Here is a 1,534-nt window from a genome sequence, read left to right on the forward strand (position 1 = left end):
CGAGCGGAAACGGCGGGAAACGTCCCGCCGTATAGCCGACGCCGGCCTGAAGGCTTTCCTGGCGAATGGCTATGACGCGACCACGCTTGACGAAATAGCTGCCGCCGCCGGCATCTCGCGCCGGACGTTCTTCCACTATTTCAAGAGCAAGGATGAAGTGCTGTTTGCATCCCTGGGCAACCACGCGAGCGTGGTCAAAGCATCGATCCTTGCGGAGCAACCCACGGGAACGGCGATCGACATCGCCCGCGATGCATTGCTCAATATCATCGGCAGCTTCCAGGGGTCGCAAATGATGGCGACGGCCAAGATCATGCGGGAGAGCAAGACGCTGCGCTCGCGCAGGCACACGGGTTACCTGCAGCTTGAGCAAGCCATTTTCGAAGGGTTGTGCGAGCTGCGGCCGGACCAGGCCCGCGACAGTCTGCGACTGGTCGCCTTGGTGACGGTCGTCGCGTTGCGCCTGGCGGTGGAGACATGGCAGCAACAACACGCCAGGCATCCGCTGGAAGGATATGTCCGGGATGCCTTTGAAAGGCTGAAAACCGAGATTCGATAAGTCCAGCCGCTCGAGGGACCGCAAAAGAACATAAGCGGTGTTGACTCATTATACCGATCGGCGATTTGCGGATGCCACTTGAGCAAGCGGCCAGGATGTGGCGTTCCTACAGAGGTTCGAAGCGAAAGCCTGTTTCGGCTCGCGAAATCCGGCCGACGCCCGGTGAATCGAGATGCGCTCCGGCGACGCACCAGGCGTTGTCGGCGGCAAGCGCCAAAATGCGCAGCCGGGTCTCGCGCGCCTGGTCCTGGTCGGCGTCGAATTCCCACGCTACCTCCGGCCGCTCGAACTGAAGCGACGGCACATGCACGATGTCGCCCCAGACCAGCAACGTCGCGCCGCCGCTCGTGACACGAAAGCCGGTATGGCCGATTTCATGGCCGCGAGCGGCGACGGCCTCGATATTCGCGCTCAGCTGCTGTCCAGGGTCCAAAGGTTCCGCTCGGTCATGGAAGCGGCTCAACCTCGCTACCGACCGGAACATGTCGAGCTCTGCTCGAGGGACAAACAGGCGGGAGAGCCGCTGGAAACCGTCGCGACCATCGGCAAGGACAAGCCCGTGGATATGGTCGAGATGCGTGTGGGTGAACGCAACCGTTCGTATCCGGTCGACGGCGATCCTCGCCTCGCTCAGCGCCTGCGGCAGAAAGCCCATCGTCGGGTGCCAGGCGTTCGAGGAGCCCGTGTCGATCAGCGTAATTTCGCGGCCGTCGTCGACGGCAAAGGCATTGACCGACAATCTGAGCGCGCCGTCGAAGAGCGGCACCTGCGAGGGGAGATCGTCGCCGAAGGGCTCGCCTCCCGGCTTATGCAGCCGCCGGACCGGCATGTCGACATAACCGTCGCGCAGCGAGGTGACGGTCAAGTCGCCGATTTTATAGGCCGTGTGATGCGGTCCGGCGGAAAGTCGTTCCAATGCCTGCTCCCGGTTCAGTCGCAAATCCGGATGAAGTTGTGGCTAGATCATCTCCAGGC

General features: G+C 62.4%; 2 protein-coding genes. One reads left to right on the forward strand and one right to left on the reverse strand.

Annotated features, from left to right (window positions below; all coding sequences use genetic code 11):
* A partial coding sequence (locus tag EOA23_RS34610) for a TetR/AcrR family transcriptional regulator (RefSeq protein ID WP_127307307.1) occupies positions 1 to 559 on the forward strand: 559 nt, incomplete at its 5' end.
* 106 nt (positions 560 to 665) lie between these two features.
* On the opposite strand, the gene EOA23_RS34615 is transcribed toward EOA23_RS34610, so the two are convergent.
* Complete coding sequence (locus EOA23_RS34615) at positions 666 to 1,475, reverse strand: MBL fold metallo-hydrolase (protein WP_127307308.1); 810 nt, start codon at positions 1,473 to 1,475, stop codon at positions 666 to 668.
* Between the last annotated feature and the right edge of the window lie 59 nt (positions 1,476 to 1,534).

Origin of the sequence: Mesorhizobium sp. M2A.F.Ca.ET.042.01.1.1 (assembly GCF_003997405.1) — a bacterium.
In the GTDB taxonomy this organism is placed as follows: domain Bacteria; phylum Pseudomonadota; class Alphaproteobacteria; order Rhizobiales; family Rhizobiaceae; genus Mesorhizobium.